This window comes from Anoxybacillus sp. FSL W8-0104 (assembly GCF_038004465.1).
GTDB classification, from domain to species: Bacteria; Bacillota; Bacilli; order Bacillales; family Anoxybacillaceae; genus Anoxybacillus; species Anoxybacillus flavithermus_G.
The window spans coordinates 1,007,229-1,034,118 of the sequence record NZ_JBBOQU010000001.1; the positions used below are offsets into that span (position 1 = coordinate 1,007,229).

26 protein-coding genes are annotated in these 26,890 nt (G+C 42.1%); all 26 read left to right on the forward strand.

What is annotated here, in order from left to right:
* The first annotated feature begins 3 nt into the window (after positions 1-3).
* The 26 genes from NST18_RS05470 (at position 4) to NST18_RS05595 (ending at position 26,834) form a co-directional block, all read left to right on the forward strand.
* Positions 4-732, forward strand: a complete 729-nt coding sequence (locus NST18_RS05470) for a FliA/WhiG family RNA polymerase sigma factor (RefSeq protein WP_004891033.1) — start codon at positions 4-6, stop codon at positions 730-732.
* A gap of 37 nt (positions 733-769) precedes the next feature.
* Positions 770-1,027, forward strand: coding sequence for a hypothetical protein (locus NST18_RS05475; RefSeq protein WP_004891032.1), 258 nt, complete (start codon positions 770-772; stop codon positions 1,025-1,027).
* A 10-nt stretch (positions 1,028-1,037) separates the two neighbouring features.
* Positions 1,038-1,493 carry a hypothetical protein gene (locus NST18_RS05480; RefSeq protein WP_004891030.1) on the forward strand — a complete coding sequence of 152 codons (456 nt, stop codon included), beginning with the start codon at positions 1,038-1,040 and terminating at the stop codon, positions 1,491-1,493.
* 139 nt (positions 1,494-1,632) lie between these two features.
* Positions 1,633-2,340 carry a 30S ribosomal protein S2 gene (rpsB, locus tag NST18_RS05485; protein ID WP_004891029.1) on the forward strand — a complete coding sequence of 236 codons (708 nt, stop codon included), beginning with the start codon at positions 1,633-1,635 and terminating at the stop codon, positions 2,338-2,340.
* Positions 2,341-2,465: 125 nt separating this feature from the next.
* Complete coding sequence (gene tsf, locus NST18_RS05490) at positions 2,466-3,347, forward strand: translation elongation factor Ts (protein WP_088223350.1); 882 nt, start codon at positions 2,466-2,468, stop codon at positions 3,345-3,347.
* A 62-nt stretch (positions 3,348-3,409) separates the two neighbouring features.
* Entirely contained in the window at positions 3,410-4,132 is a 723-nt protein-coding gene (gene pyrH / locus NST18_RS05495) for a UMP kinase (RefSeq protein ID WP_088223349.1), read from the forward strand.
* A 1-nt stretch (position 4,133) separates the two neighbouring features.
* Complete coding sequence (gene frr, locus NST18_RS05500; protein WP_340721279.1) at positions 4,134-4,685, forward strand: ribosome recycling factor; 552 nt, start codon at positions 4,134-4,136, stop codon at positions 4,683-4,685.
* 93 nt (positions 4,686-4,778) lie between these two features.
* Positions 4,779-5,543, forward strand: coding sequence for an isoprenyl transferase (locus NST18_RS05505; RefSeq protein WP_004891024.1), 765 nt, complete (start codon positions 4,779-4,781; stop codon positions 5,541-5,543).
* Between the two features lie 6 nt (positions 5,544-5,549).
* Positions 5,550-6,317: a phosphatidate cytidylyltransferase gene (locus NST18_RS05510; RefSeq protein ID WP_004891023.1), complete on the forward strand. Its 768-nt coding sequence runs from the start codon at positions 5,550-5,552 to the stop codon at positions 6,315-6,317.
* A gap of 6 nt (positions 6,318-6,323) precedes the next feature.
* Positions 6,324-7,478 (forward strand): 1-deoxy-D-xylulose-5-phosphate reductoisomerase, encoded by a 1,155-nt coding sequence (gene dxr / locus NST18_RS05515; RefSeq protein ID WP_080601152.1) that lies wholly within the window; start codon positions 6,324-6,326, stop codon positions 7,476-7,478.
* Between the two features lie 15 nt (positions 7,479-7,493).
* A complete protein-coding gene (rseP, locus tag NST18_RS05520; RefSeq protein WP_004891020.1) occupies positions 7,494-8,750 on the forward strand; it encodes an RIP metalloprotease RseP in 1,257 nt (418 codons plus the stop codon).
* 25 nt (positions 8,751-8,775) lie between these two features.
* Positions 8,776-10,470 carry a proline--tRNA ligase gene (locus NST18_RS05525; protein ID WP_004891018.1) on the forward strand — a complete coding sequence of 565 codons (1,695 nt, stop codon included), beginning with the start codon at positions 8,776-8,778 and terminating at the stop codon, positions 10,468-10,470.
* Positions 10,471-10,553: 83 nt separating this feature from the next.
* Positions 10,554-14,846, forward strand: a complete 4,293-nt coding sequence (locus tag NST18_RS05530; protein WP_004891017.1) for a PolC-type DNA polymerase III — start codon at positions 10,554-10,556, stop codon at positions 14,844-14,846.
* 148 nt (positions 14,847-14,994) lie between these two features.
* On the forward strand, positions 14,995-15,465 hold the full coding sequence (rimP, locus tag NST18_RS05535; protein WP_004891016.1) for a ribosome maturation factor RimP: 471 nt from the start codon (positions 14,995-14,997) through the stop codon (positions 15,463-15,465).
* Between the two features lie 27 nt (positions 15,466-15,492).
* Positions 15,493-16,596 (forward strand): transcription termination factor NusA, encoded by a 1,104-nt coding sequence (nusA, locus tag NST18_RS05540; RefSeq protein ID WP_004891014.1) that lies wholly within the window; start codon positions 15,493-15,495, stop codon positions 16,594-16,596.
* A 1-nt stretch (position 16,597) separates the two neighbouring features.
* Entirely contained in the window at positions 16,598-16,882 is a 285-nt protein-coding gene (gene rnpM, locus NST18_RS05545; protein WP_004891012.1) for an RNase P modulator RnpM, read from the forward strand.
* Positions 16,872-17,171, forward strand: a complete 300-nt coding sequence (locus tag NST18_RS05550; RefSeq protein ID WP_004891011.1) for a YlxQ family RNA-binding protein — start codon at positions 16,872-16,874, stop codon at positions 17,169-17,171. The genes rnpM and NST18_RS05550 overlap by 11 nt, the downstream gene beginning before the upstream one ends.
* Positions 17,172-17,189: 18 nt before the next feature.
* The gene (gene infB, locus NST18_RS05555) at positions 17,190-19,373 is read left to right on the forward strand and encodes a translation initiation factor IF-2 (RefSeq protein ID WP_004891009.1); all 2,184 of its coding nucleotides are present in this window, start codon (positions 17,190-17,192) and stop codon (positions 19,371-19,373) included.
* The gene (locus NST18_RS05560; protein ID WP_004891008.1) at positions 19,370-19,648 is read left to right on the forward strand and encodes a DUF503 domain-containing protein; all 279 of its coding nucleotides are present in this window, start codon (positions 19,370-19,372) and stop codon (positions 19,646-19,648) included. The genes infB and NST18_RS05560 overlap by 4 nt, the downstream gene beginning before the upstream one ends.
* A 14-nt stretch (positions 19,649-19,662) precedes the next feature.
* Positions 19,663-20,022, forward strand: coding sequence for a 30S ribosome-binding factor RbfA (gene rbfA / locus NST18_RS05565; protein WP_003394813.1), 360 nt, complete (start codon positions 19,663-19,665; stop codon positions 20,020-20,022).
* 47 nt (positions 20,023-20,069) lie between these two features.
* Positions 20,070-20,966 carry a tRNA pseudouridine(55) synthase TruB gene (gene truB, locus NST18_RS05570; RefSeq protein ID WP_004891007.1) on the forward strand — a complete coding sequence of 299 codons (897 nt, stop codon included), beginning with the start codon at positions 20,070-20,072 and terminating at the stop codon, positions 20,964-20,966.
* Between the two features lie 9 nt (positions 20,967-20,975).
* A complete protein-coding gene (gene ribF / locus NST18_RS05575; protein ID WP_004891006.1) occupies positions 20,976-21,947 on the forward strand; it encodes a bifunctional riboflavin kinase/FAD synthetase in 972 nt (323 codons plus the stop codon).
* Positions 21,948-22,029: 82 nt separating this feature from the next.
* Complete coding sequence (gene rpsO / locus NST18_RS05580) at positions 22,030-22,299, forward strand: 30S ribosomal protein S15 (RefSeq protein ID WP_004891005.1); 270 nt, start codon at positions 22,030-22,032, stop codon at positions 22,297-22,299.
* A gap of 109 nt (positions 22,300-22,408) precedes the next feature.
* Positions 22,409-24,517 carry a polyribonucleotide nucleotidyltransferase gene (gene pnp / locus NST18_RS05585; protein ID WP_004891003.1) on the forward strand — a complete coding sequence of 703 codons (2,109 nt, stop codon included), beginning with the start codon at positions 22,409-22,411 and terminating at the stop codon, positions 24,515-24,517.
* Between the two features lie 120 nt (positions 24,518-24,637).
* Positions 24,638-25,600 carry a polysaccharide deacetylase family protein gene (locus tag NST18_RS05590; RefSeq protein WP_004891002.1) on the forward strand — a complete coding sequence of 321 codons (963 nt, stop codon included), beginning with the start codon at positions 24,638-24,640 and terminating at the stop codon, positions 25,598-25,600.
* Positions 25,593-26,834, forward strand: a complete 1,242-nt coding sequence (locus NST18_RS05595; protein WP_004891001.1) for a M16 family metallopeptidase — start codon at positions 25,593-25,595, stop codon at positions 26,832-26,834. The genes NST18_RS05590 and NST18_RS05595 overlap by 8 nt, the downstream gene beginning before the upstream one ends.
* Positions 26,835-26,890: the final 56 nt, after the last annotated feature.

Here is a 26,890-nt window from a genome sequence, read left to right on the forward strand (position 1 = left end):
ATATTGTGCTGGCAAAAGTGGATAGACGTACGAGATCGTGAAGCGGGCGACCAACTCATTGAAAGATATATGCCGCTTGTCGATTATCACGTACAACGTATTGCCTCATCCCTTCCGAAAAGCGTAAAAAAAGAAGATTTGAAAAGCTTAGCTTTATTCGGATTATACGATGCGCTAGAAAAATTCGATCCTTCACGTGATTTGAAATTCGACACGTATGCTTCATTTCGTATTCGCGGGGCCATTTTAGATGGATTGCGCAAAGAAGATTGGCTTCCGCGTAGCGTGCGGGAAAAAGCAAAAAAAATTGAAGCGACGATTGAACAGTTGCAACAAACATATATGCGTGATGTAAGTGCAAAAGAAGTTGCTCATGCATTAAACATGTCAGAAGATGAAGTATATGCTGTCATGAGTGAACAGTTTTTCGCCAATGTTTTATCGCTTGATGAGCGTCCGTTTGACGATGATGACCAACCATCGTTTACCATTCGCGATGATCAATCGCCGTCGCCAGAAGAACACGTTTTGCGTGAAGAACGAATTGCCCAATTAGCGAACGTCATTCAACAATTAAATGAAAAAGAGCAGCTCGTCATTAGTTTATTTTACAAAGAGGAACTGACGTTTACAGAAATCGGTCATATTATGGGGTTGTCAACGTCACGAATTTCCCAAATTCATGCAAAAGCGTTGTTTAAAATGCGCAAACTGATTGAGCAAGCGATATGACAGTCCTTCATCAATCTTTATGAAGGAAGTGAAACCGATGAGTTTAAAGTTAATCGAGTTACAAGTAGCGTTACCGAAAACGCATGAGCTCGGAAAATGGCAAGAACATATGCAACAGTACGGACAGCTTGCTCAACAACAGCTTGCAGCAGAAATGAAAAAACAAGATGAGCGCATTCGGCAACAAGTGACGAAAGCTGAACAAAGCGAGCGTGCTAAATGGAAAAAACAATCTGAGCAAAAAGAAAAAAGCAAACATCCTTACAAAGGAACGCATATTGATTTTATCGGATAAGAGGGATGATATGACGACGTTTTTATGGTTTGCTAGCTTCGTTTTGCACGGTATTTCGCTCTTTCTTATTATTCTTTTGTCTTTAAAATGGGTAAAAATTAAAGAGACGGAAAGAGAGCAAGCGGAGCTTATTCGTGAGATGGAAACGATGATGACAACGTATTTAATGCAATTTAAAGAGGAAAATGAGCGCTTTGTTAAACAAATCACATCATCGGCTGTTCGTCAAAAGAAAAGAGAAACTCCGCCTTCGCTTCGAGAAGAACAACCGTCGCTTCCGATTGACGACGTTGTCGACCGCATCGAGTTATCAACAACTACACCAAAGGGAGAGCAATCGCTCGACTCGCTCGTTTCGGAAGCATTAAAACTGCAACAACAAGGAAAAACGATCGACGAAATAGCGAAAGCGTTAAAACGTGGCAAGACAGAAATGGAGCTTTTGCTTAAATTTCACCAAAAGTAGTTGAATGTGTTTTTTAATTGTGATATAGTTCTATTTGGTGTGAATACACACGCTCATCGATTTAAGCAACGGTGCTGCTTTGCAGTCTTGCTTAAAAATGACATGAGCGGAGGAAAAAAACCGTGTAGGAGGATGAAAAATGTCTGTTATTTCAATGAAGCAGTTGCTTGAAGCAGGGGTTCACTTCGGGCATCAAACACGTCGTTGGAACCCAAAAATGAAAAAGTATATTTTCACTGAGCGCAATGGTATTTATATCATTGACTTGCAAAAAACAGTGAAAAAAGTAGAAGAAGCGTATAACTTCGTCAAAGAACTTGCGGCAAACGGCGGCAAAATTTTATTCGTTGGTACGAAAAAACAAGCGCAAGATTCTGTGAAAGAAGAAGCAGAACGTTCTGGCATGTTTTACGTGAACCAACGTTGGTTAGGTGGAACGTTAACAAACTTTGCAACAATTCAAAAGCGTATTAAACGCTTAAAAGAAATCGAAAGAATGGCTGAAGATGGCACATTCGATGTATTGCCTAAAAAAGAAGTGGTAAAACTAAAGAAAGAGTTAGAGCGTCTTGAAAAGTTTTTAGGCGGTATTAAAGAAATGAAAGAGTTGCCAGATGCGTTGTTTGTTATCGACCCACGCAAAGAGCGCATTGCCGTTGCGGAAGCTCGTAAATTAAACATTCCGATCATCGGAATCGTGGATACAAACTGTGATCCAGACGAAATCGACTACGTCATTCCTGCAAACGACGATGCGATTCGTGCTGTGAAACTTCTTACTTCTAAAATTGCTGATGCGATTTTAGAAGCAAAGCAAGGCGAAGAAGCTGTTGTCACAGCTGAGTAAGCATGCGAAAGGTGATAAGAGGGGGAGCCTTTTATCACCTTTTTTTAAGAAAGTTGGGCATACTAAGCCGGCGAACCGTTTCGGTTTGTATACATACGAGGCACATAAAAAGGAGGATGTTTAACATGGCAATTACTGCTCAAATGGTAAAAGAATTGCGCGAAAAAACTGGCGCAGGAATGATGGACTGCAAAAAAGCGTTAACAGAAACAAACGGCGATATGGAAAAAGCGATCGACTGGCTTCGTGAAAAAGGAATGGCGAAGGCAGCGAAAAAGGCAGATCGCATTGCAGCTGAAGGAACAACATTAATCGAAGTTGACGGAAATGTAGCAGTCATTTTAGAAGTAAACTCTGAAACAGACTTCGTTGCGAAAAACGAAGGATTTAAAACATTAGTCAAAGAATTAGCAGATCATTTATTAAAACATAAACCTGCAACAGTAGAAGAAGCGTTACAACAAAAAATGGACAACGGTGCAACAGTAGAAGAGCACATCAACGCGGCGATTGCTAAAATCGGTGAAAAAATTACGTTGCGTCGCTTTGCTGTTGTAGAAAAAGGCGACAACGCAGCATTCGGTGCATATTTACACATGGGTGGTCGCATTGCTGTATTAACAGTATTAGAAGGTACAACAAATAGCGACATTGCAAAAGATGTAGCGATGCACATTGCTGCTATTAATCCAAAATACGTTTCTCGCGATGAAGTATCTGCAGACGAAATCGCTCGTGAGCGCGAAGTATTAAAACAACAAGCATTAAATGAAGGAAAACCAGAAAACATCGTTGAAAAAATGGTTGAAGGCCGTTTAGGTAAATTTTTCGAAGACATTTGCTTACTTGAGCAAAGCTTCGTAAAAAATCCTGATGTGAAAGTACGTCAATTTGTAGAATCTAATGGTGCAACTGTAAAAAGCTTCATCCGTTACGAAGTAGGCGAAGGCATTGAAAAGCGTCAAGATAACTTCGCTGAAGAAGTTATGAGCCAAGTTCGTAAGTAATGAAGACAAATAGGGAACACATACGTGTTCCCTATTTTTAAAGAACGGTATGGAGGTTTAAAATGGAAAGCCCAAAGTATAAACGTGTCGTTTTAAAATTAAGCGGTGAAGCGTTAGCTGGTGATCAAGGATTTGGCATTAATCCGTCTGTCATTAAATCGATTGCCCAGCAAGTGAAAGAAGTAGCTGAACTTGGAGTCGAAGTTGCTGTCGTTGTTGGCGGCGGGAACATTTGGCGTGGAAAAATCGGCAGTGAAATGGGCATGGATCGCGCCACAGCCGATTATATGGGCATGTTAGCGACGGTGATGAACTCGCTCGCCCTGCAAGACAGCCTAGAGCAACTCGGTGTACAAACGCGCGTACAAACGTCGATTGAAATGCGCCAAGTGGCAGAACCGTACATTCGTCGACGGGCGATTCGTCACTTAGAGAAAAAGCGCGTCGTCATTTTTGCGGCAGGAACAGGAAACCCGTACTTTTCAACAGATACGACAGCTGCGCTTCGTGCTGCCGAAATCGAAGCAGACGTCATTTTAATGGCGAAAAACAACGTAGACGGCGTATATAGCGCCGATCCGAAAGTAGATAAAAATGCAGTCAAATATGACGAGCTATCTTATTTAGAGGTTATTAAACAAGGATTGGGCGTCATGGATTCGACCGCCTCATCGTTATGTATGGATAACGATATTCCGCTTATCGTTTTCTCGATTATGGAAGAAGGAAATATTAAACGTGCTGTATTAGGCGAAAATATTGGAACAATTGTAAGGGGGAAATAAGATGCAAGTATTAACGAACGCAAAAGAAAAAATGGATAAAGCTGTTCAAGCTTTTTCGCGTGAGCTCGCAACCATTCGTGCAGGTCGTGCCAATCCTGCGTTGTTAGAAAAGATTACAGTAGATTACTACGGCATGCCAACACCAATCATTCAATTAGCAAGCATTCAAGTGCCAGAAGCGCGTCTTCTTGTCATTCAGCCGTATGACAAATCCGTATTGAAAGAAATTGAAAAAGCGATTTTAGCATCCGATTTAGGTTTAACACCTTCAAACGACGGTTCAGTTATTCGCATCTCTATTCCGCCACTAACGGAAGAGCGTCGTCGCGAGCTTGTTAAACTTGTAAAAAAATATGCTGAAGAAGCGAAAGTTGCTGTGCGCAACATTCGTCGCGATGCAAACGACGAGTTGAAAAAACTCGAAAAAAATGGCGAAATTACAGAAGATGAGTTGCGTGGTTATACAGAGGGTATCCAAAAATTGACGGATGATCATATCGCAAAAATTGATGCGATTACGAAAGAAAAAGAGAAAGAAGTCATGGAAGTATAAGTCCCTCTATGTTTATAGAGGGTTTTTTGCTATAATTACGAAATAGGGCGCACAGCCTAATCATGTTGGATCAAAGCTGGAGGATACGCGCTAATGTTTGAAAAGATGAAAAGATGGAAAAACAAAGAAGAAGGGCATGAAAAAGAAACGATTTTACAAGGTCCGATCCCTGCGCATGTGGCAATCATTATGGATGGAAACGGACGATGGGCGAAAAAGCGTGCATTGCCACGCATGGCTGGGCATTATGAAGGGATGCAAACGGTTCGGAAAATTACGCGCTTTGCGAATGAACTCGGCGTGAAAGTGTTAACGTTATACGCATTTTCAACAGAAAATTGGAAACGACCAAAAACAGAGGTCGATTATTTAATGCAGTTGCCGGAACAATTTTTGAACACATTTTTGCCAGAGTTAATCGAGGAAAACGTGCAAGTACGCGTGATGGGGCATAAAGATGAACTACCTTTACATACGTTACGTGCAGTTGAAAAAGCGATCGAAGAAACGAAGCAAAATGCAGGTTTAATTTTAAACTTTGCTCTAAACTACGGAAGTCGCGCAGAAATTGTACATGCGGTACAAAAGCTCGTTACTGATATTCAAAGCGGAACGATTGAAGTAAACGATGTCGATGAGCAGTTGTTCCATTCGTATTTGATGACAAACGGTTTGCCTGATCCGGATTTACTCATTCGTACAAGCGGGGAAATTCGGTTAAGTAATTTTATGCTTTGGCAGTTAGCTTATACGGAGTTTTGGTTTACAGATGTATTATGGCCAGATTTTACAGAGCAACATTTTTTACAGGCGGTACATGCATTCCAGCAACGAAGCCGTCGATTTGGAGGCGTATAATTTCATATGAAACAAAGAATTGTAACAGCGATCATTGCAGCTTCAGTCTTTTTACCAATCGTCATATATGGCGGATGGCCATTTTTCGTTTTGACGTATGTACTAGCTACAGTTGGTTTATTTGAGCTCATTCGTATGAAACACATATCGCTCTTTTCGTTTCCGAGCGTTGTCAGTTTTCTCGTTTTATGGCTCTTTTTATATCCATATGAACATATGATAAACATATGGATGCTCATCATCGGGTTTTTATTGTTGCTTATTTATACGGTTATATCTAAAAATGCGTTTACGTTCGATGACGCCGGTTTTATGATTGCTTCTTTGTTATATGTAGGCGTCGGATTTTATTCCTTTTTACAAGTGCGAGAAGCAGGATTGTCTTATATTTTTTATGCTCTATTTTTAATTTGGGCAACAGATAGCGGAGCGTATTTTATCGGTCGAGCGTTTGGGAAGCGTAAATTATGGGAGCATATTAGTCCGAATAAAACGGTAGAAGGTGCAATAGGCGGTGTGTTATGTGCGCTTCTTGCTGTGAGCGTTTATGAGTGGCTATCGCCGTTTGCCCCATCGTTTCTTTTGTTGCTTATTGCAACGGTCGTCTTATCAATTTTCGGTCAGTTAGGTGATTTAGTTGAATCCGCGTTTAAACGCCACTATGGAGTAAAAGATTCAGGGGCGATTTTACCAGGGCACGGCGGCATTTTAGATCGTTTCGACAGTTTGCTGTTTATTTTACCGATTTTATATTTGTTTTACCTCGTTGTGTAAAAAGGAGTGAATAGTTTGCGAGCAATTAGTTTATTAGGAGCGACTGGCTCGATCGGCATGCAAACGTTAGATGTTATTCGCGCTCATTCTAATGCGTTTCGTCTCATTGCTTTTTCAGCCGGACGAAATATTGAACAAGCAAGAATCATTATTGAGCAATTTTCTCCGAAAGTTATATGTGTCGCTCAAAAAGAAGATGCTGAACGGTTACAAAGCGAATATAAGGGACGAGTACGCATCGTTTTCGGTGAAGACGGGCTCATTGAAGTAGCAACAGTTCAAGAAGCGGATATTGTCGTTAATGCGGTTGTAGGAAGCGCCGGACTAGTGCCTACGTTAAAAGCGATAGAGGCGGGAAAAACAATCGCATTAGCGAACAAAGAAACGTTAGTTACTGCGGGTCATCTCGTCATGAAGCACGCCGCTGCCTATGGTGTCTCGATTTTGCCGATAGATAGTGAACATTCCGCGATTTTTCAATGTTTACAAGGGGAAAAACAGAAAAACGTTGAATGTATTATTTTGACCGCATCCGGAGGTAGTTTTCGCGATCGTACGCGCGAACAACTACAGCATGTTACGGTGGAAGAGGCGTTAAAACATCCGAATTGGTCGATGGGAGCGAAAATTACAATTGATTCTGCGACGATGATGAACAAAGGACTCGAAGTGATCGAAGCACACTGGTTGTTCCACTTACCGTATGAGCAAATTCATGTGCTCTTACATAAAGAAAGCATTATTCATTCCATGGTACAGTTTCATGACGGAAGCGTCATTGCCCAACTTGGAACGCCAGATATGCGCGTGCCCATTCAATATGCATTAACATATCCAGATCGCTTTCCGCTCCATATTGAGCGACTAAACTTAGCAGAAGTGGCCACGTTACATTTTCAAAAAGTGGACATGAACCGGTTTCGTTGTTTACAATTTGCTTATGAGGCAGGAAAAATAGGCGGGACGATGCCGACCGTATTAAATGCGGCCAACGAAGAAGCGGTGTCGGCCTTTTTAACTGGACGAATATCGTTTTTAGCGATTGAACAATACATTGAACAAGCAATGAATTGGCACGTACCGATCGCTCATCCGGATTTGGAAACGATTCGTACAGTTGATCGCGAAACGCGACAATATGTAAAATCACTATACATGTAAAAGGTGGTTGAAACGTTGGAAACGGTTATTTCTTTTATTGTTATTTTTGGTGCGCTTGTATTTTTTCATGAATTAGGACATTTCATTTTTGCTAAGCGTGCAGGTATTTTATGCCGTGAGTTTGCGATCGGATTTGGTCCAAAAGTGTTTTCGATGAAAAAAGGGGAAACGACGTACACCATTCGTTTACTTCCACTCGGTGGTTTTGTGCGCATGGCTGGCGAAGACCCTGAGATGATTGACGTTAAGCGCGGTCAAGTTGTCGGATTATTGTTTGACTCGGAAGGCAAAGTGAAAAAAGTCATCGTCAATCATAAAGATGAATATCGAGATGCCAAAATCATTGAAGTAGAACGCGCTGACTTTGAACATGAGCTATATATTGAAGGCTATGAAGGTGATGATGATCACTTACAACGTTTTGAATTAAGCGATCCAGCTTACATCGTTATTGATCGGGAAGAAGTGCAAATTGCACCGTATCATCGTCAGTTTGGTTCAAAAACGCTCGGACAGCGAGCGATGGCCATTTTCGCTGGTCCGCTTATGAATTTTGTTCTAGCGCTTGTCATCTTCATTGTTATTGGACTATTACAAGGCTATCCTGTTGACAAACCGATCATTGGCGAGTTAACCGAAGACGGTGCAGCACGTGAAGCTGGGTTAAAGCAAGGGGATGTTGTCGTTTCCATTGATGGACAGTCCATGTCTTCGTGGACGGATGTGGTGACAATGATTCGGAAAAGCCCAGAAAAACCGCTCCAGTTTCAAATCAATCGCAACGGTGAAATGATCGATCTTACCGTTACACCGGAAAAGAAAACGATTGAAGGAGAAACAATTGGACTAATTGGCGTGTATGGACCGATGGAAAAATCGGTTGTTGGTGCTATAAAGCAGGGCGCGCTAGAAACGTACTATTGGACAAAAGAAATTATCGTTGGGCTAGGTCATTTATTGACAGGGAAATTTTCATTTGATATGTTATCTGGACCTGTTGGTATTGCGGTTTCGACTCATAAAGTCGCCCAATCTGGCGTGTATTACTTAATGAAATGGGGAGCTATTTTAAGCATTAACTTAGGGATTATTAACTTGCTTCCACTTCCGGCGCTCGATGGCGGACGATTAACGTTTTTTGCAATTGAGGCGTTACGTGGAAAACCAATTGATCGCCAAAAAGAAGGCATTGTACATTTTATCGGTTTTGCTCTTCTCATGTTGCTTATGCTTGTTGTTACATGGAACGATATTCAAAAATTTTTCTTATAAATCAATGAAGTAAGAGGTGCAAGAGATGAAACAAAGTATGTCATTTATTCCTACGTTGCGTGAAGTACCAGCAGATGCGGAAATTAAAAGCCATCAGCTATTGCTTCGCGCCGGCTTCATTCGCCAAAATGCGAGCGGAGTATATAGCTTCTTACCGCTTGGTAAACGTGTATTACAAAAAATTGAAGCGATCATTCGTGAAGAAATGGAACGGGCAGGTGCGGTAGAGCTACTAATGCCAGCGCTTCAACAAGCAGAGTTGTGGCAAGAATCAGGCCGTTGGTATTCATACGGACCGGAATTAATGCGTTTAAAAGATCGCCATGATCGCGACTTTGCGCTTGGGGCAACACATGAAGAAGTCATTACGGCACTTGTGCGCGATGAAGTGAAGTCATATAAACGTTTGCCGCTTACGCTTTATCAAATTCAAACAAAGTTTCGTGACGAAAAGCGTCCACGTTTCGGTTTGCTTCGTGGTCGTGAGTTTATTATGAAAGATGCATATTCATTTCACGCTTCACACGAAAGTTTAGATGAAGTATACAATAAAATGTACGAAGCTTATGCCAATGTGTTCCGTCGTTGCGGATTAAATTTCCGCGCTGTCATTGCCGATTCTGGGGCGATGGGTGGAAAAGATACGCATGAATTTATGGTTTTATCCGACATCGGTGAAGATACAATTGCATATTCAGACTCGTCTGACTATGCTGCGAACATTGAAATGGCTCCTGTCATTACGACATATGAGCGGAGCGATGAGCCGCATGCACCGCTTGAAAAAGTGCATACACCAGAACAACGTACAATTGAAGAAGTAAGTCAATTCCTTCAAGTGCCAAAAGAAAAATGCATTAAGTCGCTATTATTTAAAGTAGATGATCGCTATGTGCTCGTTCTTGTGCGTGGTGACCATGAAGTAAATGATGTAAAAGTAAAAAATATATTAGAAGCAACAGTGGTGGAGTTGGCGACACCAGAAGAAACGAAACAAGTGATGAATTGCGAAATCGGTTCACTTGGCCCAATCGGTGTCCGAAACGATGTGCTTGTTTTGGCAGACCACGCGGTAAAAGCGATTGTCAACGGTGTATGCGGGGCAAATGAAGCACACTATCATTATAAAGGGGTCAATCCGGATCGTGATTTTGTTGCGCAATACGCGGATGTTCGTTTCATTCAAGAAGGAGATCCATCACCAGATGGAAAAGGAACGATTCGCTTTGCGCGCGGAATTGAAGTAGGGCATGTATTTAAACTCGGCACGCGTTACAGTGAAGCGATGAATGCAACATACTTAGATGAAAATGGACGTACGCAACCGATGATTATGGGTTGCTATGGTATTGGTGTCTCTCGCACGCTTGCAGCGATTGCTGAACAATATAATGATGAGCATGGACTTATTTGGCCGACAGCTGTTGCTCCGTTCCACGTCCACCTCATTTCTGTCAATCCGAAAGTGGACGAGCAACGAGAACTTGCTGATGAATGGTACGTACGTTTGCAACAAGAAGGATTTGAAGTGTTGTATGACGATCGTGCCGAGCGTCCAGGTGTGAAATTCGCTGACAGCGATTTAATCGGCTTACCTGTGCGTGTAACAGTCGGAAAACGTGCAAGTGAAGGAATTGTCGAAGTAAAAGTTCGCAAAACAGGTGAAACAGAAGAAGTACATGTGTCGCAATTAGTGGAGACTTTGCGCCGATATTTGTAAAAGGCAGAGAGGGGGATCCCCCTCTTTCTGTCGTCTATCACTCCCAACCAACGTACAAAAAAAGGGAGGTTTAACGAACAACGATGAGAGAAGAACAAAAAGAGCGATTTTCTATTTTACTACAACAACTACAGCTCACTTCTTCGAGTATAGCAAACGACTTAGCACACGGACGGATTAACAAAGTTGTTGTTAATAAACAAACGAAATGTTGGCATTTTTATTTTCAATTTCCTACGATTTTACGAGCGAATGTATATGCCGAATTTCGTAAACGATTAATCGAACAATTTCGTCATATCGCTCACGTGCAATGTACCATTGAAGCAGAGGATCAAACGTTTACCGCTGAAGACGTCATATCGTATTGGCCGATGTTTGTGGAGACGATTCAACAAAGCTCGCCTCTTCTTTCACTACTGACAGAGCAGCAACCGCACGTCAAAGGAACGAAAGTAATTGTCCAAGCACGCAATGAAGCAGAAGCGATTGCTTTAAAAAAACGATTTGCGGAAATATTTGCCGAGACGTATGCTTCATTCGGCTTTCCGCATTTACAATTAGAAGCTGATGTGAAGCATGATGAACAACAATTTGAACAATTTTTAGCTCAAAAACAAAAAGAAGATGAAGAACGAGCGTTAGCCGCATTTATGGAAGCGATGCCGAAACAAGAAGAGACAAATGTAACTGAAGCAAGCGGCCCGCTTGTAATTGGCTATCAAATTAAAGATGAAGAACATATTCGTTCGCTCGATCAAATTGTGGAAGAAGAACGTCGTGTCGTCGTACAAGGATACGTCTTTGATGCCGAGGCAAAAGAACTAAAAAGTGGCCGTACGTTATTGACGTTAAAAATGACGGACTATACAAACTCTATTCTTGTGAAAATGTTTTCACGCGATAAAGAAGATGCGGAATTAATGCAACGTGTAAAAAAAGGTATGTGGGTTAAAGTGCGCGGTAGCGTGCAAAACGATACGTTTGTACGCGATCTTGTGCTCATTGCGAACGACTTAAATGAAATAAAGCCGAACGAGCGACAAGATACAGCCGAGGAAAAACGTGTGGAATTGCACGTCCACACACAAATGAGTCAAATGGATGCGGTCGCTTCGATTACAAAACTCGTTGAACAAGCGAAAAAATGGGGACATGAGGCGATTGCTGTGACGGACCATGCCGTTGTTCAGTCGTTTCCGGAAGCGTATAGTGCGGGAAAAAAATATGGTGTGAAAATTTTATATGGACTAGAGGCTAATATTGTTGATGACGGGGTACCGATCGCTTACAATGAAGCGCATCGACGGCTCATGGACGATACGTTTGTCGTGTTTGACGTGGAAACGACAGGACTGTCGGCCGTATACGATACAATTATTGAATTAGCAGCGGTCAAAGTCAAAAACGGAGAAATTATCGACCGTTTTGAGTCGTTTGCTAACCCGCATCATCCGCTTTCTGCGACAACTATTGAATTAACGAAAATTACAGATGATATGTTAAAAGATGCACCAGACGTCGAAGAAGTATTAGAAAAATTTTATCATTGGATCGATGACTGCGTGCTCGTTGCCCATAATGCAACGTTTGATATTGGCTTTTTAAATGCAGGATTTAAAAAAATCAATCGCGGCAAAGTAACTAATCCAGTGATTGACACACTTGAACTTGCTCGTTACTTATATCCAGAGCTAAAAAACCATCGTTTAAACACGCTTTGTAAAAAATTCAATATTGAATTAACCCAACACCATCGTGCCATTTATGACGCGGAAGCGACAGGGTATTTACTCATTCATTTGTTGAAAGAACTTGATGAAAAAGGAATTCAATACATTGATCAGTTAAACGAAGCATCAAAAGAACAAGGAGCGTTTCAACGATCTCGGCCGTTTCATGCCACGTTGCTTGTCCAAAATGAAGTGGGGTTAAAAAATTTATTTAAACTCGTATCGCTTTCACATGTGAACTATTTTTATCGTGTTCCCCGTATTCCGCGTTCCGTCTTGCAACAACATCGTGAGGGTATTTTAGTCGGATCAGGATGCGATAAAGGGGAACTATTTGAAGCGATGATGCAAAAAGGGATCGAAGAAGCAGAGGCGATTGCTCCGTTTTATGATTTCCTTGAAGTGCATCCGCCAGAAGTGTACGCACCGCTTATTGAAATGGAATATGTGCGCGATGAGGACGCGCTAAAAGAAATTATTACAAATATTGTGCAACTTGGCGAACGGCTCGGCATTCCGGTTGTTGCGACAGGAAACGTGCATTATATCAATAAAGAAGACAAAATTTATCGCAAAATTTTGATTCATTCACAATCCGGTGGCAATCCGTTAAATCGTCATGAACTGCCAAACGTTCACTTCCGTACAACAAACGAAATGTTAGAAGCATTTTCGTTTCTTGGTGAACAAAAAGCAAAAGAAATTGTCGTTACGAATACAAAAAAAATTGCCGATCTCATTGGGGAAGTAAAACCGATTAAAGATGAGTTGTACACCCCAAAAATTGAAGGAGCGGACGAAGAAATTCGGCGAATGAGTTACGAACGAGCGAAGAGCATTTATGGTGATCCACTTCCGGACATCGTTGAGAAACGGTTAGAAAAAGAGTTGAAAAGCATTATTGGTCATGGCTTTGCAGTCATTTATTTAATCTCTCATAAACTCGTAAAAAAATCGCTTGATGACGGCTATCTTGTCGGTTCACGTGGTTCAGTTGGCTCATCGTTTGTTGCGACGATGACCGAAATTACAGAGGTGAACCCGCTTCCGCCGCATTACGTTTGTCCGAACTGCAAACACTCTGAGTTTTTCGATGATGGTTCGGTCGGCTCGGGATTTGACTTGCCTGATAAAGACTGTCCAAAATGTGGCGCACGGTACAATAAAGATGGGCACGATATTCCGTTCGAGACGTTTTTAGGATTCAAAGGTGATAAAGTACCAGATATTGACTTAAACTTCTCAGGTGAGTATCAACCGCGAGCGCATAACTATACGAAAGTGCTATTCGGTGAAGATAACGTATATCGTGCTGGAACGATTGGTACAGTTGCTGATAAAACAGCGTACGGATTTGTCAAAGGGTATATAAGCGATAAAAATCTTCATGTACGTGCGGCAGAAATCGATCGTTTAGCTGCTGGATGTACGGGAGTGAAACGAACGACAGGGCAACATCCAGGAGGTATTATCGTCGTTCCAGATTACATGGACATTTATGATTTTACGCCAATTCAATATCCAGCCGACGATACAGAAGCAGAATGGCGGACGACGCACTTTGATTTCCACTCTATTCACGACAATTTATTAAAACTCGATATTCTTGGACACGATGATCCGACAGTCATTCGGATGTTACAAGATTTGAGTGGAATTGATCCGAAGACGATTCCAACAGATGATCCTGAAGTGATGAAAATTTTTAGTAGCACAGAATCGCTCGGGGTGACACCGGAACAAATTATGTGTAACACAGGAACGCTCGGTATCCCAGAGTTCGGTACGCGCTTCGTTCGTCAAATGTTAGAAGAAACAAAGCCAAAAACGTTTTCCGAGCTTGTGCAAATTTCGGGCTTATCGCACGGGACGGACGTTTGGCTTGGTAACGCGCAAGAGCTTATTCAAAACGGCACATGTACGCTATCAGAAGTGATTGGATGTCGTGACGACATTATGGTGTATTTAATTTACCGCGGTTTAGAACCGTCATTAGCATTTAAAATTATGGAATCCGTTCGTAAAGGAAAAGGATTGACGGCAGAATTTGAAGAAGAAATGCGCAGACATGACGTACCAGAATGGTATATTGAATCATGTAAAAAAATTAAGTATATGTTCCCGAAAGCGCATGCGGCAGCCTACGTTCTCATGGCGGTACGCATTGCGTACTTTAAAGTACATCATCCGCTCCTTTACTATGCATCTTATTTTACCGTACGTGCAGAAGATTTTGATTTAGATGTCATGATTCAAGGATCTGCGGCGATTCGTCGACGCATTGAGGAAATTCAAGCGAAAGGGCTTGACGCTTCCGCAAAAGAAAAAAACTTATTGACGGTGCTTGAAATTGCCCTCGAAATGTGTGAACGAGGATTTTCATTCAAAAATATCGACTTGTATCGTTCACAAGCAACCGAGTTTATTATTGATGGCAATTCGCTTATTCCGCCGTTTAATGCCATTCCGGGACTTGGGACGAACGTAGCGCATAGCATCGTACGTGCTCGTGAGGAAGGCGAGTTTTTATCGAAAGAAGATTTGCAACAACGCGGTAAAGTATCGAAAACGATTTTAGAATATCTGGAAAGCCGCGGTTGTTTGCAGTCGTTGCCGGATCACAATCAATTATCACTCTTTTAAATGAGTTGCAATTTTTTTGCCAATATGTTATAGTTCTAGTGGAAATGGTAAAGATAATGTACAAAAAGAGTGGGGAAACCCACTCTTTCGTATTGATTCGAGATTCCTTGCCGTTGCAAGGGATTTTCTTGCAGTTAGGAGGACCAAGATGAAAAAAGTGACGCACATTGTTGAAGAGCTCGTCACCCCGATTTTGACAGAGATCGGATTAGAGCTTGTCGATATTGAATATGTGAAAGAGGGAAAGAACTGGTTTTTACGCGTCTTTATCGATTCCCCAACGGGAGTTGATATCGATCAATGCGGTGTCGTAAGTGAGCGGTTAAGCGAAAAACTTGATGAAATCGACCCTATTCCCCACAATTATTTTTTAGAAGTATCATCACCAGGGGCGGAGCGTCCGCTCAAAAAGATGAAAGACTTCGAACGCGCTGTCGGAAAAAACGTTTATGTGAAAACGTATGAACCGATTGATGGCCAAAAAGAGTTCGAAGGGTCGTTGACCGCGTTTGATGGGCAAACCGTGACGGTAGAAGTGAAAGTGAAAACAAAGAAAAAAACAATCAAGATTCCATATGAAAAAGTAGCTAGTGCACGGCTAGCTGTCATCTTTTCTTAATTCACGTTAGAGGGGGACGACCGGTTCATGAATACAGAGTTGTTAGATGCTTTAACGGCGCTTGAGCGCGATAAAGGCATTAGTAAACAAGTGTTAATTGAAGCGATAGAGGCGGCGATTGTGTCCGCTTATAAGCGCAATTTTAATCAAGCCCAAAACGTTCGCGTTGATTTTAATCAAGAAACGGGAACGATTCGCGTGTTTGCTCGCAAAGAAGTCGTTGATGAAGTGTACGATTCACGTTTAGAAATTTCGCTTGATGAGGCGAAGCGAATCAATCCGAATTATCAAGTAGGCGACGTTGTTGAAATTGAAGTGACGCCGAAAAACTTCGGACGTATCGCTGCCCAAACAGCAAAACAAGTCGTCACGCAGCGTGTTCGCGAAGCAGAACGAGGCGTCATTTATGCCGAGTTTGTTGATCGTGAAGAAGACATTATGACGGGAATTGTACAGCGGACGGACTCAAAATTTATTTACGTCAGCCTTGGCAAAATCGAGGCGTTGCTTCCGGTGAGCGAACAAATGCCGAATGAAACATATAAGCCGCATGATCGCATTAAAGTGTACATTACAAAAGTAGAGAAAACGACAAAAGGACCACAAATTTACGTATCGCGCACACATCCAGGACTACTAAAACGATTGTTTGAATTAGAAGTGCCGGAGATTTATGACGGGACGGTCGAAATTAAGTCCGTTGCACGCGAAGCAGGAGATCGCTCGAAAATTTCCGTTCATTCGGATAACCCAGAAGTCGATCCGGTTGGTGCATGTGTTGGACCAAAGGGACAACGAGTGCAAGCGATTGTAAACGAGTTAAAGGGCGAAAAAATCGATATCGTTCGTTGGTCAGCCGATCCAGTTGAATTTGTGGCCAATGCGTTAAGTCCATCTAAAGTGCTTGATGTCATCGTGAATGAAGAAGAGAAAGCGACGACGGTCATTGTGCCGGATTATCAATTATCGCTTGCGATCGGAAAACGTGGTCAAAATGCTCGTTTAGCGGCAAAATTAACAAATTGGAAAATTGATATTAAAAGTCAATCGGAAGCGGAACAATTAGGTATTTACCCTCGTTCTTCATCATCGTTCGAAGTTGACGAAGAGGAGATTAGTGAGGTGGAATAACATGCCAAAAAAAATTCCGATGCGTAAATGTGTAGTCACAGGGGAAATGAAACCGAAAAAAGAGCTCATTCGCATCGTTCGTTCGAAAGAAGGCGATGTGTCGATTGATCCTACAGGAAAAAAAGCCGGGCGCGGTGCGTACATTACGTTAAGTAAAGAATGTATTTTGCTTGCGAAAAAGAAAAATACACTTGCGCATCATTTAAAAGCGACTATTGACGATTCGATTTACGAACAGCTATTACAGCTTGCCGAGAAGGAGAACAGAGAAACAAATGAATCATAAACCGTGGGTCTCTTTTCTCGGACTGGCGAATCGGGCGCGCAAAGTCATTTCGGGAGAAGAGCTTGTTGTAAAAGAAATTCAGCGTAAACGCGCGAAGCTTGTCATTTTATCGGAAGATGCGTCAGAAAATACAAGAAAAAAAATTTTCGATAAATGCGCGTTCTATCGCGTTCCGCTTTGTTACGTAGATAATCGCCATGAATTAGGTGGGGCGATTGGAAAAGGAGCACGAGTCGTTGTAGCGATTACAGATGAAGGATTCGCACAAAAGCTGAAAACGATGCTCTAACATTTTGGGGGTGAATGTATGTCAAAAATGCGTGTATACGAATATGCGAAAAAACATAATGTGTCAAGTAAAGATGTCATCCATAAATTAAAAGAAATGAACATCGACGTATCCAATCATATGACGATGATTGAAGCCGATGTTGTCAAAATGTTAGATCGTTCATTTAAACCAACACAAGAGCAAGAACGAAAACAACAAATGACAAAAGAAGAAAAGAAGCAACCAGCAAAGAAACCTGTTTTAGAACAATTTGAAGAAGATGACGATACAGTTATTCAAAAGAAAGTGCCAATTAAAAAACCAGTAGTAAAAAATCGCGAAGGGAAAAAACACGACTTGCAAATCCAACAAAAAGAAAAGAAAATTTTCAATAACAAAAAAAACAAAAAACAAAAGCCTCAGCCAGCTCCACAGCCAGAAGTGCAAAAGAAAAAAGAAAAAGAGCTTCCGAAAAAAATTACATTTGAAGGTTCATTAACGGTCGCTGAGCTAGCGAAAAAACTAGGTAAAGAGCCTTCAGAAATTATTAAAAAGTTATTTATGCTCGGCATTATTGCAACAATTAACAAAGATTTGGATAAAGATGCGATCGAGTTAATCTGCTCCGATTACGGCGTGGAAGTAGAAGAAAAAGTAACGATTGATGAAACAGAATTTGAGACAATTGAAATTGTCGATAACCCAGAAGATTTAGTCGAACGTCCGCCAGTTGTTACGATTATGGGGCACGTTGACCACGGCAAAACAACGTTACTTGACTCGATTCGTCAAACGAAAGTGACAGAACAAGAGGCGGGCGGTATTACACAACATATCGGTGCGTACCAAGTCGTGGTGAACGGCAAAAAAATTACGTTTTTAGATACACCGGGTCATGAGGCGTTCACAACGATGCGCGCGCGTGGAGCGCAAGTAACGGATATCGTCATCCTTGTTGTTGCAGCCGATGATGGTGTAATGCCACAAACTGTTGAAGCGATTAACCATGCGAAGGCGGCAAAAGTTCCAATCATCGTCGCAGTCAATAAAATCGACAAACCAACAGCGAACCCTGATCGCGTCATGCAGGAGTTAATGGAATACGAACTCGTTCCAGAAGAATGGGGCGGAGATACAATTTATTGTAAATTATCGGCGTTAACGGGTGAAGGAATTGACAACTTGCTCGAAATGATTTTGCTTGTGAGTGAAATGGAAGAATTAAAAGCAAATCCAAACCGCCGTGCGACAGGAACGGTCATTGAAGCAAAATTAGATAAAGGTCGCGGTCCGGTTGCAACGCTTCTCGTTCAATCGGGTACGTTGCGTGTTGGTGATCCAATTGTTGTTGGTTATACGTACGGACGCGTGCGGGCAATGACAAACGATCTTGGTCGTCGCGTGAAAGAGGCAGGTCCATCTACCCCTGTTGAAATTACGGGATTAAACGAAGTACCGCAAGCAGGCGATCGCTTTATGGTATTCGAAGATGAGAAAAAAGCGCGTCAAATTGGCGAAGCGCGTGCGCAAAAACAAATTGCTCAACAACGAAGTGTAAAAGCGCGTGTCAGCCTAGACGACTTGTTTGAAAAAATTAAGCAAGGCGAAATGAAAGAGTTAAACATTATCGTCAAAGCGGATGTACAAGGTTCCGTCGAAGCGCTCGTTGCCGCATTGCAAAAAATCGAAGTCGAAGGTGTGCGAGTGAAAATTATTCACTCTGGTGTTGGGGCAGTAACAGAGTACGACATTATGCTTGCCTCGGCATCGAATGCGATTGTTATCGGCTTTAACGTTCGTCCGGATGCGAACGCCAAACGTGTCGCAGAAGCAGAAAAAGTAGACATTCGTCTCCACCGCATCATTTACAAAGTCATCGAAGAAATTGAAGCGGCGATGAAAGGGATGCTTGATCCGGAGTATGAAGAAAAAGTCATCGGCCAAGCAGAAGTTCGTCAAACGTTTAAAGTATCGAAAGTTGGTACAATTGCAGGATGCTATGTAACAGATGGGAAAATTACGCGCGATAGTAGCGTTCGCCTCATTCGTCAAGGCATCGTCGTTTATGAAGGACAAATCGATACGTTAAAACGTTACAAAGACGATGTAAAAGAAGTGGCACAAGGATACGAGTGCGGAATAACGATTAAAAACTTTAACGATATTAAAGAAGGCGACGTTATCGAAGCGTATGTCATGCAAGAAGTGGTACGTAAATGATCGGATACGTCGAATGTGAATGCATCATTTACGACGTCCAATCATTAAAAGAAAAGCGAGCCGTGTTGCAACGCATTGTCACACGGCTCAAACAAAAATATAATATATCAGTAGCTGAAGTCGATTATCAAGACGTATGGCAACGAACGAAGCTCGGAATTGTAGCTATTACGGCCGAACGAGCTGCGACAGAACAAGAGCTTCAACGTACGTTGCAATTCATTGATTCGTTTCCAGAAATCGAACGAACAGTTACAACATTCGAGTGGTTTTAATCGAGGTGATGATCATGAGTTTGCGAGCCACACGTGTAGGCGAACAAATGAAAAAAGAGTTAAGTGATATTATCGGTCGCAAACTAAAAGACCCACGCATTGGCTTCGTTACTGTAACAGATGTTCGAGTAACGGGCGATTTGCAACAAGCAAAAGTGTACATTTCTGTTCTTGGAGATGAAGAACAAAAGAAAAATACGCTCAAAGGATTAGCAAAAGCAACTGGATTTATTCGTTCGGAAATCGGTCAGCGTATTCGTTTGCGCAAGACTCCAGAAATTTACTTTGAAATTGATGAAACGATCGATTACGGACAACGCATTGAAAGTTTAATTAAACAAATTTCCGAAGAAAAAGAACATAAAGAAGAATAATGGATAGACATGCGTCTATCCATTTCCGCTATTTTAGAGGTGAAGCGATGGACGGAGTGTTATTGTTACATAAACCTGCGGGCATGACGTCGCACGACTGCGTCATGCGCATTCGTAAGCTATTTCAAACAAAAAAAGTTGGTCATACAGGAACGCTCGATCCTGACGTGCGTGGTGTGTTGCCCATTTGCATTGGCAAAGCAACAAAAATTGTTGAGCTATTAACAGCGGAGAAAAAAACGTATGAAGGAGAAGTGACGTTAGGGATAGCAACGACAACAGAAGACGCATCGGGCGATGTTGTTTCAATCAAACCGATAGAGCGGTCGATCGCTCGCCATGAAATTGAACATGTATTGGCTAAGCTGACAGGGGAAATTGAACAAACTCCACCGATGTATTCTGCAGTAAAGGTAAATGGAAAAAAATTATATGAGTATGCGCGTGCAGGGATTGATGTCGAACGACCGAAACGACATGTACATATTTACGAGTTGCAACTCCTTGATGACAGGCAAGTATTTACAGGTGAGCGTATATCGTTTCGTTTTCGGGTGACGTGTAGTAAAGGGACATATGTGCGTACACTTGCGGTTCAAATAGGCGAACAACTTGGATACCCAGCGCATATGTCCCGCCTTGTTCGTACAGCGTCCGGATCGTTTACGCTTGATCAATGTGTGACATTTGCTGACATCGAACAACACTTGTCGGCTGGTACTGCACATATGTTACTTTTACCGATTAAACGAGCGTTAGCCCATTTGCCGACATATGTACTGAATGATGAAGAAGAGAGAAAAGTAAAAAACGGAGCGCTTTTGCCAGCCCTGTCTGACATGCCTGCGCGTCTATTGATGATAAATAAGCAAGGTGAAGCATTAGCGATTTACATGCCTCATCCGACAAAGCAAGGCTGTATGAAACCTTTAAAAGTATTGTAGGTGAAAACAATGAAAACGATTTGGCTTTCCCATCCGTTAAACGAAAAAAACAATGGTCCGCTTGTCATGGCACTCGGATATTTTGACGGTGTTCATCTTGGGCACCAAAAAGTGATTCAGACAGCGAAGCGAATTGCGGACGATCATCAATATAAAAGTGCGGTTATGACGTTTCATCCGCATCCGTCTGTCGTGCTAGGGCGCTCGAAACAACATGTTCGTTTTATTACGCCATTAAAAGAAAAAGAAAAACAAATAGCTAAACTCGGTGTCGATTATTTATACGTCGTTGAATTTACACCGGCATTTGCCCATTTGTTGCCACAACAATTTGTCGATGAATATATCATCGGACTCGGTGTGAAACACGTTGTGGCAGGGTTTGACTTTACGTACGGTCGCTTAGGAAAAGGAACGATGGAAACGTTGCCTTTTCATTCTCGACAGCAATTTACACAAACGGTAATCCCGAAACAGACTTTTGGCGAAGAGAAAATTAGTTCGACATATATTCGCCAGTGTTTAGCTGAAGGGGACGTTGAGCAACTTCCGCATTTGCTTGGGCGATTATATGAAGTGACGGGCACAGTTGTTCATGGGGATAAACGCGGGCGTACAATTGGATTTCCAACGGCGAACGTTGCGCTTGACGATGATTACATCATTCCGCGTATCGGGGTATATGCGGTAACGGTCACGATCGACGGTAACACGTGGACGGGAGTATGTAACGTTGGGTATAAGCCGACATTTCATACGGAACAGCCGAAAGAGCCAACGATTGAAGTGCATGTATTCGATTTCTCAGCAGACGTTTACGGTGCGAGCGTATCGATCCAATGGCATAAACGATTGCGTGATGAACGAGCGTTTTCTTCTGTTCAAGAGTTGATTGAACAAATTCATCGCGATGCGCAAGCGGCACGCGAATATTTTCAAAACCCCCTTGCATTTTATCGGAAAAACATGTATTCTATTTAATGTATGTTAACCATTGCTGGGCGATACGAGTCACCGCCGTTTGCTCGGTAATTGGGGCTGAAAAAAGAGGAGGTGAACAAGGATGGCATTAACACAAGAGCGTAAAAACGAGATCATCAACCAGTTTAAAATTCACGAAACTGACACAGGTTCTCCTGAAGTACAAGTTGCTATCCTTACAGAGCAAATTAACAACTTGAACGATCATTTACGCGTTCATCGTAAAGACCATCATTCTCGTCGTGGTCTTTTGAAAATGGTTGGTCGTCGTCGTAACTTACTTACGTACTTACGCAACAAAGACATCAACCGTTATCGTGAATTGATCAACAAACTCGGATTACGCCGATAAGTAAAAAGCGGGAGCATTCCCGCTTTTTATTAGTATTTGCACCGATATTTGATTATACTAAAACAAATACGATTTTTCATTTGTACATAGAGAGGGGTACTCGGTTTATATGGAACAAGAAAAACATGTGTTTTCGATCGACTGGGCAGGTCGGCCGCTAACTGTTGAAATTGGCGAATTAGCCAAGCAAGCAAACGGCGCTGTGTTAGTGCGTTACGGCGATACGGTCGTATTGAGCACAGCAACAGCATCGAAAGAACCAAAAAGCGTAGATTTTTTTCCGTTAACGGTGAACTATGAAGAACGGTTATACGCTGTCGGTAAAATTCCAGGGGGATTTATTAAGCGCGAGGGGCGTCCGAGTGAAAAAGCGATTTTAGCGAGCCGTCTCATTGACCGCCCGATCCGTCCATTGTTTGCGGAAGGATTTCGAAACGAAGTGCAAGTTGTCAGCATGGTCATGAGCGTTGATCAAGACTGCTCACCGGAAATGGCAGCCATGTTTGGGTCTTCCCTTGCGTTAACGATTTCCGATATTCCGTTTGAAGGACCGATTGCAGGAGTGACAGTTGGTCGCGTCAATGGGGAGTTTGTCATTAACCCGTCTGTCGCGCAAATGGAACAAAGCGATATGCACCTTATTGTTGCAGGGACAAAAGACGCAATTAACATGGTTGAAGCAGGAGCTAATGAAGTACCAGAGGAAGTTATGCTTGAAGCGATCATGTTTGGTCATGAAGAAATTAAGCGTCTTATCGCCTTTCAAGAAGATATCGCAGCAAAAGTCGGCAAAGAGAAAATGGAAGTTGTTCTCTATGAACTTGACGCTCAGCTAGAAGCAGAGATTCGTGCGCGCGTGGAAGGGGAAGTGAAACGCGTTGTTCAAGTACCTGAGAAATTGGCGCGTGAGGCAGCGATTGAACAATTAAAAGCGGAAGTTGTTGCTGCGTACGAAGAACAAGAAGCGGACGAAGAAACGATTAAACAAGTAAAAGAAATTTTATATAAACTTGTGAAAGAAGAAGTGCGTCGCTTAATTACAGAAGAAAAAGTGCGCCCGGATGGACGAAAAGTTGATGAAATTCGCCCGCTTTCGTCAGCTGTGGGACTTTTGCCACGTACGCACGGATCTGGTTTGTTTACGCGAGGGCAGACGCAAGCACTTAGCGTATGTACGCTCGGAGCGCTTGGTGATGTACAAATTTTAGATGGGCTTGGCATTGAAGAAACGAAACGGTTTATGCATCATTACAATTTCCCGCCATTCTCCGTTGGAGAAACAGGAGCGATGCGTGGACCAGGCCGTCGTGAAATCGGGCATGGTGCGCTTGGTGAGCGCGCACTTGAGCCAGTCATCCCATCTGAAAAAGAGTTCCCATATACGATTCGTCTCGTGTCTGAAGTGTTAGAATCAAACGGTTCCACGTCTCAAGCAAGCATTTGTGCAAGTACGCTTGCCATGATGGATGCGGGAGTGCCGATTAAAGCACCTGTTGCAGGTATTGCGATGGGGCTTGTGAAAAGCGGTGAACATTATACGATTTTAACAGATATTCAAGGTATGGAAGACCATCTTGGCGACATGGACTTTAAAGTGGCCGGTACAGAACAAGGGGTCACCGCCTTGCAAATGGATATTAAAATTAAAGGATTGTCTCGTGAAATTTTAGAAGAAGCGTTGCAACAAGCGCGCAAAGGTCGTCTCGAAATTTTAAAACATATGATGCAAACGATTAGCGGACCGCGTAAAGAGCTATCGCCATATGCACCAAAAATTTTAACGATGCAAATTAATCCTGATAAAATTCGTGATGTGATCGGTCCAAGCGGAAAGCAAATTAACAAAATTATTGAAGAAACAGGCGTAAAAATTGATATCGAACAAGATGGAACGATCTTCATTTCATCAGTAAATGAAGAAATGAACAAAAAAGCGAAAAAGATCATTGAAGATATCGTTCGTGAAGTGGAAGTTGGACAAGTATATTTAGGCAAAGTGAAACGGATTGAAAAATTTGGAGCGTTTGTCGAATTGTTTAGTGGAAAAGATGGTCTTGTACACATTTCAGAATTAGCGGAGGAACGCGTCGGAAAGGTAGAAGATGTTGTTTCCATCGGCGATGAAATTTTAGTGAAAGTAACAGAAATTGATAAACAAGGTCGCGTAAACTTGTCGCGCAAGGCCGTATTACGCGATCAAAAAGAAGCCGAGCAATAAAATTGGAGCCTTGGGTTCGCATCCCCTTGGCTTCTTTGCTATGTGTAAAATTTTTTCATGCTCGTTCTACCTTGTCCCTCTTACACATACCCTCTTTATTAGAAAAGGAGGGGACGAAGCGTGCGGCGAGCGTTTTTCTTAACGATGATCATATGTATGGCGGCTATGATTGTACAAAACCCATGGACGACAACGTACATCCATGAGTTACGGCATGTGACGGTGGCAAAACAAAGCGATCCGCTATACATTCAAATTACGGAGCGAGCAGAGCAGTATAATATTCCTGCGCAAAATGCGAAAATAGATGCTGTATGGAAAGCCATTCCTGGATATAATGGGCTAGTCATAGATGTTGAGGCATCATATAAGCAAATGAAGCAAAATGGGACATTTTCTGAACAACAGCTTGTATATAAACAAGTATCGCCGTCTATTCACTTATCTGATTTGCCCCCATCGCCTATTTATCGGGGACATCCAGACAAACCGATGGTCTCTTTTTTGATTAATGTTGCATGGGGAAGCGAACATATCCCAAGTATGTTACATATTCTTGAAAAATACAACGTACGTGCAACGTTTTTTTTAGAAGGGCGTTGGGTAAAAGAAAATCCACAACTAGCGAAAATGATTGCAGATGCCGGGCATGAAATTGGCAATCATTCATACAATCATCCAGATATGAAAACGATGAGTAAACAAGCCATTCGGGAACAAATTGTCAAAACAAATGATGCAATTGAGGCGGCAACAGGAATAAAACCTCGTCTATTTGCTCCGCCAAGCGGCAGTTATCGTGATGATGTCGTATACATTGCCCATGAGCTTGGCATGTATACGATTTTATGGACGGTCGATACAATTGATTGGCAAAAACCATCACCTTCTGTTATAGTGGAACGAGTAACATCAAAAGTGCATAACGGAGCGATGATTTTAATGCATCCGACCGTATCAACGGTAAAGGCGTTAGAGCCGTTAATTCAATCATTACAAAAACAAGAATACGCAATTGACAATGTGTCCACATTATTAAGTGAGGAAAGAATTGTAAAAAGTAGGAGGAAGGGACTTGATTAAAACATATACATGTCAAAACGGGGTAAGAGTTGTACTCGAACACATTCCAACGGTTCGATCCGTGGCGATCGGCATTTGGATTGGCACCGGATCACGCAATGAAAATGAACAAAACAACGGTATTTCACACTTTCTTGAACATATGTTTTTTAAAGGAACGAAAACGCGCACAGCGCGCGATATTGCGGAATCGTTCGATCGCATTGGCGGTCAAGTCAATGCGTTTACGTCAAAAGAGTACACGTGCTATTATGCCAAAGTGTTAGATACACATGCGTCATTTGCTTTAGACATACTAGCCGATATGTTCTTCCATTCGACGTTTGTAGACGAAGAATTACAAAAAGAAAAAAATGTTGTATTCGAAGAAATTAAAATGTATGAAGATACACCAGATGATCTCGTTCATGATCTATTGAGTAAGGCAAGTTACGGCAACCACCCTCTCGGCTACCCGATTTTAGGAACGGAGCAAACGTTAGCGACATTTACAGGCGATACGTTGCGGCAATACATGTACGAAACGTATACTCCAGATCGGGTCGTCATTTCGATCGCAGGGAATGTCGATGAATCGTTTATTCAACAAGTAGAAGCTTACTTTGGTTCGTTTACGAGACAAAAAGGGAACGACGTGTATGTAGCACCATCGTTTTACCCGAATAAAATCGCGCGCAAAAAAGAGACAGAGCAAGCGCACGTATGCATTGGATTTAATGGGTTACCAATTGGTCATGAAGATGTTTATAGCTTAATTATTTTAAACAATATTTTAGGTGGAAGCATGAGCAGCCGACTGTTTCAAGAAGTGCGCGAACAACGTGGATTAGCTTATTCCATTTTCTCATACCATTCCGCATATCGCGACGGAGGAATGGTAACAATTTATGGTGGGACAGGAAGCCAACAACTTGATCTTTTATTCGATACGATTCAACAAACAATTGAACAATTAAAACAAGATGGCATTACGGAAAAAGAGCTAGAAAATAGTAAAGAGCAAATGAAAGGGAACTTAATGCTTAGCCTAGAAAGTACAAACGGCCGTATGAGCCGAAATGGAAAAAATGAACTTCTGCTTGGCCGTCACCGCTCGCTTGACGAAATTATTGAAAGCATTGATCGCGTAACAAAAGAAAGCGTTGACCGCATGGCGCAAACGATTTTTACAGATGACTTCTCTGTTGCGCTAATCAGCCCGGAAGGAACATTGCCAAAAAGCCTGCAACAATGAACTTGCAGGCATTTTTTTATGCCCTTTTTTCTACAATGATAAAGAAAGGGGGCATC